The following is an 8,410-nucleotide window of genomic DNA, read 5'->3' as shown; positions in this document are numbered from 1 at the left end:
ACCCTCGACCCCGACCTTGGCAAGGTCGTGCTCTACCAACTGAGCTATTCCCGCGAGGTGACCCAATTATAGAATAATAAGAATGCTATGTCAAGGGCTTTATGAGGGAAAATAGCAAAATTTCTGATTTTTTTCCTTTCAGTTCGAAAAACCCCGTTTTAGTGCAATTGAATCCGTGAGGCAGAGGACGGGGGAGTCTGCAGAATAGGTCCTCGGAGATTAGGAAATTCTGCCCAAGCTTGGAACAGAGTCCCTGGATTCGGGATGTTGTGTTCAGAACATCCCCGTGGTAGGCCATTTCGCTTCCAAAGTTCCCGACTTCGGTAGAAATCACCTTTCCGCAATGGGCTGCCGCCTTGAAAGACGGAACTCTACCGTATTTCTTCATGAATTTTTGGGAGGTTCGGTTCAGGCATTCTTCAAAATCGTGGAAGCAGTTTAGCGGATGGGCGTGTTTACGGCAGTCTTTTGTTTTCCAGGTCAAGAAGACGCCATCGCCTGCTATCTGATAAATTTCGCCATGATTTTCTTCGCAGCAGTTTGAAAGTAGCCTGTAGTAGTCCTTGATAAAGTTACTGTATTTGACATGTCCGAGTTCTTCGGCTATTTCGGTAGAGCGTTTCATGTCGATAAACATGAAAATGAGGTCTTCCTCTTTAGGGTCCTGGTTCTTGCCTAGAACGGTGTTGATAAAAACTCTTGTGCCGAATTTTTTGTGAACGGAGCGGATGAATGTAATGAGATGCCCCAGCAGGAATAGGGCAAAAATTAGAATATGGTTGTTCGGATCCTTGAAGAACGCTATTACATGCCTGAGCGAATGATCGTTAATAATGCCCTCGCTTTTGTCTAATTCCCAGATAAGGATGCAGAGGGTTAGGTTTGCGCAAATGGAGCAAAGGAAGAAGAGGGAACGAATCAGGAATGCGATGGCGACCGGTCTCTTGTCCATTTCGTCTTGCAGGATGGTTACATCGTAGATGCCATGGGCAAGTCCCGTAAACAGCGAAAGCTGCAGCATGAACAGGAGCTTGTTGCTGGTAAAGAAATCCTCGCCAGAGCCGTACATAAGAAGGGCTGTCGCGCCGATGGTGACGAAAACCCAGCTGAAAATATAAAAACCAATAGCTTTGCACTTGCGCTGCGTCAAACGTGAGATAGCCATAGGATACTTCAGTGGATAAAGAGGGGAAGGGCCCAGATCATGGCGATGATTATGATGTCCTTGTAGGATTCATCTAGCACGAGGGCCGATGCTAAAAAGAAGATGATGGTGGACAACGACAGAAAGACAAGGAGTGGAATCCTTTTCTTTATTTTTTTTTGCCAATTTTGGTTTTCATCGTTCTCCATACCCTTTATATAATCTAAATTTTTGCAAAAAGCAAAAAAAACTTTGATAAGTATGATGTTCGGCGTTTATCTCCACATTCCCTTTTGCTTCAAGATTTGCGATTATTGCGATTTTAGGGTTCTACCTGCAATATCCAGTCTTTTTCAGGAATATACTGAACTTTTATGTAAGCAAATTGAAAGTTTCGAAAGCGGGCATCCTGGACTGCTCGGTACTGCCAAAACGCTTTATTTGGGAGGCGGAACACCTTCTGCGTTGCCCGGAGACTGCCTTCGGCGTATTTTTTTGACGTTGAGGGAGGTGGGGGTTGATGTGGAACGTTTATCCGAAATATCGATGGAATTTAATCCCGAATCGACATCTGCAGACCGGTTGGATCTTGCTCGCAGGTTGGGCGTAAATCGCGTTAGCCTTGGTCTTCAGACTTTTGATGCGAATTTACTGCGACTTGTGGGACGCTCCCATTCGGTGCGGGCGGGATTGGATGCCCTGCGCCTTTTGACTTCGGTTGGTTCTCTGCAAGTTTCTGCCGATCTGATGTTCAATTTGCCGTGTCAGACGGTAGATGGCTTCCTGGAGGATGTCGACAGGCTATCGGATTTCCCGTTGAACCATCTGAGCTTTTATGGACTGAATGTTTCTTCTCGTACGCGACTAGGGCATCGCATTGCCAAAGGGGAGCTGTCTGTCGATGATTCCCTTTACGAGGCGATGTATTTGGGAGGTGTTGAGATCCTGGAAAAGAAGGGGCTTGCTCGTTACGAAGTTTCCAATTTCGCAAGACCAGGCTTTGAAAGTATCCATAATCGCAATTACTGGGACCGTGGAGAATATGTCGGCTTTGGCCCTGGAGCTCACAGTTTTTTGGACAGGTGTCGTTTCTGTGCACCAGAGCTGTATCCAAGATGGAGGGATTATGTCCTTGCGGGATGTCCCGAAAACGGCTTGAATGTCGATAACTTGGATGAAGAGGACGAAATTATGGAGCTACTGTGGCTGTCCCTGCGTCAGTCTCGGGGCATCATTTTAAACGACCTTGCGAAAAACAAAATAAAACTCTCGGAAGAATGTTGTTCCAAGTGGATTGAGAAGGGCTTTTTGAAGCGTGAAATAGTGACGAATTTCTTACAAAATACCGAATCCCTAAGGCTTGAAGGCCGGGGTTGGATTTTTATGGATGATATCGTTACGGATCTTGCAAATTCCTATTCCAGATTGGAATAAGTTGCTTTGGAAATATGGGGAGATTCATGTCACAACCCCCGTTTTTCTTGTTCATATTAATAAAAAAAAACATATCTTTGACTTGAGAGGCATGTGAATTTTTATTTGCATATTTTTTGCTATTTGAGGTCATTATGTTGCAGTTCAAAAAAAATCTTCTTTCGTTCCTTGTTCTGTCGCTCCTTTGGCTTGCGACAGGTGCCTTGGCGTATGAAGATGTAGACTGCATCAACTATGCGGACAAGCCGGATGTTCGGTGCAAGTATTACCGTATCTGGAATGTCCGTGGATCTCAGTTGTATGTGGTTCCGCCTGATAGCGCCTTGATCAAGAAAAATGCGATCAAGGGAGCGTCGTTCTACATTTATGCTCCTCAGGAAGAAAAGGTTGGCCGTGACACCTTAACGCTGTTCCTTGCTTCGGAGGACTCTTCCGATGTCTTTAACCTGATGCCCGTGAAGAGCGATGAAGACTCCGGACTTGTGAATCTTCGGATTTCCAGTAACTACGAACTCTACAACTTTATGCTAGGAACATCGGATGACGCGTCCGCTTCGAATCCGGTGGTAAGCCTGGTTTATAATTTCTATGTGCCCTATCTCAAGTATTACGATGACAATTACAAGGAGATAACCAAAAAGACGGATGTGTCTTTGGAAGTGGGTGACACCTTGAAGGTTCATGTCGAGGCGTTGATTCCGGTCGGTCCGCAAAAGGATCGTGTCGATTCCACATTGAAAAAAACTTTCCATATCAAACCTCTTGGTGAAAGCGAATCCATCAACTATCTGAGTATCGGTGGAGTTAACCTGAAACAGTCCGATGGTAGCATTCGCCTGGATGTTGAAAATGGTAAGGCTTCTTTCATGATGGTGGCAACTAAGTCCGTGACCGATGGGTCGAGCTTTACGCTCAACGCTTTCGAGACGGGTAAGGATGCTGATGGTGAAACCAAGTATGTTCTGACGGATCCGTTCCCGGGAAACTATGAATTTACGAATCCCGATATGCCGACATTGGATAGTGCTGCTATTTATGATACCGATGGAGATGGTGTTGGCGATAGTATAGCGACCTGGTTCGGTGGAAAGATGGATTCGGCTGAAGTGGAGGGCTTCAGCTATAGTTGGCCGAATGACAAGTCCTTTGAAACATACGGTGGCGATGTGAAGCGTAAAGGAAAAGTCTATGGTCTGCCGGATGTCGAAGTCGAGTTGCAGACGGATTCTGCAACGGGTAAGGTTAAGGCTTATGTTTGTACGACCGTCGGCAACCGTTGCGATACATTGACTACGGACTTGCGTGATAGTATTGGTGCTGCAATCCAGTCTGCAACGCTTCTGAAGGGAACCGGTAAGAAGGATACCTTAGTTGTCCGATTCAATAAGGATATGGATTCGACTTGGCGTTCCGGTCTGGGCTTAAAGTTGAATGGTGTCGCAATTGATGTCTCCGCATTTTCAAAAGAAGGGAATCTGTGGAAATTTGCGGTGGATTCCGGAGTTGTCCATGTTGGCGATATGGTCAAGATAGAGACCTTCTGTAAAAAATCCGAATGTCCGGATGGAATCTTGACTGCGGCCGATGGAGTCCCGACAAATGCGAACAACCAGGAGGTCCCGGTGCAGAATGGTGGACGCGTGCTGGTTGATAACGATAAGAATGGCTTCTACGATCGGGATGCGGATGGCCGTATGGATAGTGCCTCGGTGGGTTTTGAATCTCCAATTACGGAAAGTGACCTAAAAAAGATGGACATCACCTTCTACTGGCTCGATAATGATGGAGAGCTTGTGGCGATTAAGCCGAATTTGTCCGACCTCACGATTTCCTCCGATGGACTGGTCCTTGGTTTTGCTCTTGATCCGGAAAAGTATGATGTTAAGACAATGTTGACGGGAATAGACGAGTCATACTCCAAGGATGGCAAGACGGAATATGGTTTTGCATTCATTTCGAACAAACTCTCTGTTGATGGCGACACGACAAGGGAAGAAGTCTTGTATGGGATGAATGACTACATGGCGCCTGTAATCTCATCAACATTCCTGAGTCCGGAATCTTTTCAGAGAATGGAATCGGATAAGTTCAGAGTGAGTTTCTCCGAAGCGATAGACTATAAGAAACTTGACTTGACGGATGACTGCCTGGAATTCTATGTAGACGGTTCCTGGGTGCATTATAACCTAGAATCTGCAGAATGGAGTGACGATGGGCGTACGGTCACTTTCCATATGGAAGCTGGTGAAGAATTGGCTGACCGCATGAATCCGGCTGATTCGGTTCGTTTCTCTAACTTTACGAGTGGCCTGAAAGATACGAAGGGGAACTATGTATCGGAAAACGCACCTTCTGTCATGGTAGAGGGTGATCCCCGCGTGATCATGGTGACGACTTCTTTTGCGGATTTGAATCGTGCAGCCGAGCTCAGTGATCGTGTGAAGCCGTTTACGATTGAGCATGTGAAAGATGCCAAGCAGGTCTCGGATCAGTCTTCCCTCGGCGTGCTGATGGATGTTGGTTTCTCTACGATTATGACTGAAGATTCCGTAGGAGGAACGACTCCGGATTTGGAAGAGATTGGCCTCAGTTGGGAACTGTATGTCTATACGAACTTGGGTGCCTATGTGGGTGGAGCCTCTGGCCGCATAGCTTGCGATGATCCTTTCTTTGACGGGAATTGTCTTGAAAATCCTGACAAATTATATGTGCGCTGGAATATGCGCGCTGACAATGGACGCCGCGTGGGCGTAGGAATTTACCTTGCGAAGTTTAAGATTAAGGTTTACGGAGCAAAGGATGACTTTAAGGTTGAAAGAATCTTTAGATGGGGAATCTCTGCGAAGAGGGCCAAATAAGGATTTTTTCCGAGGGTGCAATCATGATTAAGATGCTAAAATATCTATCGACCATGCTATTGGGCGTTGCTGCGGTTCCGGCAATGTCTCAGACATACGGTGTCCCGGAAAATCCGGCGACGGGTATCTGGATTCAGCAGGTAGGCGACATTGTTCCGCATGCCTCGACCAAGGCGACCTTGTACTATACTAAGTATGAGAAGGAAGATCGTGTCAAGAGCATCAGTTATCAATATAACGGTGCCGGTTATTTGCTCATGAAACCTTCTGACAAGACCACTTTGTGTACCATGAGCGATGGCGTGCAGGGTGCAGATGGTATTGTTCACCATCCTGATGGTGACTTGCTTGTTGCTGGTCAAGGCGAAAAGATCTACAAGGTGAGCAAGACCGCGAAGGCGAATGGCGGGCAGTGCCTTGTCAAGCCGGCTTCTACCCCGCTGACAAGAAAAGGTGGTTTCTGGCACTTGATGATGGACCCGAACCAGAAGTGGCTTTGGGCTGCGGGTATTCCGGGATACCTTTACCGTTATTCAACCGCACCGGATCCATCTGTCGGAAATTTTGCCACGACAGGTTATCAGGTTAAACTGAGACCGGCTTCAACGAACCGTAGAAAGGATGATAAACTGGCGACTGTTATCTGGGATGGTGAAGGTACGGCTTATTTCACTTATTCGGACTATTTCGGTGGTGGTTGCGAGCGTTACGAGTCCGGTAATTATAGGGCCTGCTCGGCAAATTCACGAAAGGCCGCTTCGGCGGGAGCCTATTTTGGTGTGTTTACCGATACGACCTGGACTACGGTGACTAGCGAAAACCAGGCGGAAATCGGCGGCAAGATTGGCGAAAAGGTTATTACGTCTGTCGGTACTAAAATTTTGATAGACTCTTTGGAAGGTGCTCACGGCGGAGCCTACGATAGCTATTCCAAGACGATTTTTGTGTTCGGCGGATCGCGTATTGTGCAAATCAAGCCCGGGCGTGATTCGGAAGGAAAGCCGACTGCCGAGGTTGTCGCCTTTATTGACATGCGTGACTATTTCTTTGTGGAGACAACCGAGAATCTTTCCGGTCCCCGTACGGGTGGTGTGGGCTGGCGTCTGGACCAGGGAACGACTGACGGTTATGGGCATTTGTTTGTTGCGTCTAATACGGGACATATGATCTTCGTGGACTATGCGGCAAATCCGAGCAAGCAGATTGACAATAATGTCCTCATTCATGTGCAGTGGATCGACAATTATCTCGACGACCTTGCGCCTCTTTCTGGAGTGGGGGTCATTCGCGAAGGCGGACAAACCGGTGGTGACGAAGATCTTTCCAGCAGTTCTCGTAGTTCTTCTTCGATGGTTGTATTCGAGGAATCTTCGAGCAGCGCGAAGTCTAGCAGTAGCAGCGCCAAGAGTTCTAGCTCTGGCGAGGGAATTTCTAGCAGTTCCGGAGCTAATACGGGAAGTAGCGGTAGCGTAGGCTCCAGCTCTAGCGGCACGGACGGAAGCAGTTCCAGTGGCACGGGTGAAGGTAGTTCTAGCGGTACTTCTGAGAACAGTTCCGAAAGCAATGTGGGCTCTAGCTCTGACGGGGTCGGGGAAAGCAGTTCTAGTGGCGAAAATGTTGGTTCTTCCAGTTCCGGTGAAAATACGGGTTCGAGTTCTTCGGGAGGCAATGTCGGTAGCTCAGGAAGCACTGGTGATTCCTCGTCGAGTGGCGAACAGGGAAATGGTGAAGATGTCGAGGACGGATCTTCGTCTAGTCGCGCCATTGGTTCCGGTGACGATGTCGATGATATTTCCAGCTCGTCCAGAATGTACTTCGGTGCCGATGACTACGAAGCGGATGATGGCTCGGGACTTGACAACTATCCCTCGGCAGATGACTTTGAAAAGGGCGATTCGCTAGTCTCCAAGACGGTTGTTCTGGAACCGACGGATCCGGATCCGACGAATCCTAAGATTATTGTCGTGAATGGAAATTCCTATGTGTTGACAAATGATCCCAAGGGAATCCCGATGGATCTGCATTACAATTCCGGCCTCGATTCTGCTAAGGTGGGCGAGATTGTTGCCATAACCTTGGATAAGGACAAGGTCAAGGAATATTTCGGTACGGCAGATTCGCTTACCCTTATTTCCAAGTCGGGCGTTACCTTGGTTGATCCGCGCACCGGAGAAAAACTCGATACGCTAAAGATTTCGGCAAATGATCCCGTGACGATTTTTGTGACTGCAGATCAGGTTGTCGAGGGTGGCTCGGTTAGGGTCTACGGCGGCGGAGAAATGGTTATTATCGATAACATTAATTTCTATGACCCGATTCCAGACTCTCGCATGGGCTACATCAAGGATTCCGATTCCGATATGAACTTGGATTATCTTGAAATTCTCCTGGGAGATACCTTGTCTGCATCCTACTATTTGGAAGGGGTGAAGCTTGTTGTCGGTAAGGATACCTTGGAGTGTGTCAATCCCGTGCTGAAGGGAGACCGTATCGTTGTCAATGTTGACAATTTGAGCTTGCCTGGTGTCGGTGAATTCCCGAAGGATGCCAAGGCGTTGATTACCTATGGGGACAAGGCTGGTGCAGGTGCGAATTACCAGCGTGAATGCTCGGTGGTCGAGGTGGGTAGCAATGTCATCAAGGATGCCTTTGCCATTCGCAACACGAAGGGCTTGGATTCCCTGTTTGTGCAGTATAACATTGACCTGATTCCGGTGGACATCGGAAATCCTGAAATGATGGTAATGCTCAAGCAGGAAGCTGCCCGCTACGGATTTGACGTGGGCCAGGTCAAGAAGGTCTACATGCCTGCCAAGGACATCATCATCTTTGTCGGCAAGAACTTCAAGCTCAAGGGAAACAACAAGGATAGCGTATCGCTCTATCCGGGTGCGACCTTTGAAAATCTGCCCTACATCACTTCCGACGAATACGAGCGCGAAGTGCCTGTCAAGGTGGTGGATCGATTCCCGCT

The 8,410-nt window shown here is 47.7% G+C and carries 4 protein-coding genes; 3 read left to right on the top strand and 1 reads right to left on the bottom strand.

The features are described 5' to 3' along the window. Positions 1 to 85: 85 nt before the first annotated feature. The gene (locus Q0628_RS03330; RefSeq protein ID WP_298768159.1) at positions 86 to 1,165 is read right to left on the bottom strand and encodes an adenylate/guanylate cyclase domain-containing protein; all 1,080 of its coding nucleotides are present in this window, start codon (positions 1,163 to 1,165) and stop codon (positions 86 to 88) included. A gap of 240 nt (positions 1,166 to 1,405) precedes the next feature. Here Q0628_RS03330 and hemW point away from each other — a divergent pair, with 240 nt between their 5' ends. The 3 genes from hemW to Q0628_RS03315 all read left to right on the top strand — a co-directional run. Beyond that, on the top strand, positions 1,406 to 2,578 hold the full coding sequence (gene hemW, locus Q0628_RS03325) for a radical SAM family heme chaperone HemW (protein ID WP_298768158.1): 1,173 nt from the start codon (positions 1,406 to 1,408) through the stop codon (positions 2,576 to 2,578). 134 nt (positions 2,579 to 2,712) lie between these two features. After that, complete coding sequence (locus tag Q0628_RS03320; protein ID WP_298768157.1) at positions 2,713 to 5,436, top strand: hypothetical protein; 2,724 nt, start codon at positions 2,713 to 2,715, stop codon at positions 5,434 to 5,436. Between the two features lie 23 nt (positions 5,437 to 5,459). Further along, the coding region (locus tag Q0628_RS03315) for a hypothetical protein (protein WP_298768156.1) at positions 5,460 to 8,410 on the top strand (2,951 nt) is incomplete at its 3' end.

This window comes from uncultured Fibrobacter sp. (assembly GCF_937877005.1).
GTDB lineage: Bacteria > Fibrobacterota > Fibrobacteria > Fibrobacterales > Fibrobacteraceae > Fibrobacter.
Note: the sequence above shows the minus strand (reverse complement) of the source record. Positions and strands in the feature narration are given on the sequence as shown.